This window comes from Rhizohabitans arisaemae, from assembly GCF_025996515.1.
Classification (GTDB): domain Bacteria; phylum Actinomycetota; class Actinomycetes; order Streptosporangiales; family Streptosporangiaceae; genus Rhizohabitans; species Rhizohabitans arisaemae.
The window spans coordinates 1-250 of sequence record NZ_BLRH01000048.1; the positions used below are offsets into that span (position 1 = coordinate 1).

A 250-nucleotide genomic window follows, 5' to 3' on the forward strand; every position below is an offset into this window, starting at 1 on the left:
GTGTTAAGCACGCCGCCAGCGTTCGTCCTGAGCCAGGATCAAACTCTCCAAACAATGTCTGGAAACAATCCCGGCAAACCACCCCAAGGAAAATTCGGGGTGTTCACCAAAGGAATCCCACCCGGCCGTGTCGGCGTCCGCAAGGACACCCGGCCGGGACAGGGGTTCAATACATCACAAATGCACTGGCTTTTAGCACACTGTTGAGTTCTCAAGGAACGCACGCACACCGCTCGGTCTCCACCGGAGT

General features: G+C 56.8%; 1 protein-coding gene. It reads left to right on the forward strand.

Going from position 1 to position 250, the window contains the following annotated elements; all coding sequences use genetic code 11:
- Nucleotides 1-207: hypothetical protein (locus tag RUR_RS26625; RefSeq protein WP_283137942.1), on the forward strand; the 207-nt coding region annotated here is incomplete at its 5' end.
- Between the last annotated feature and the right edge of the window lie 43 nt (nt 208-250).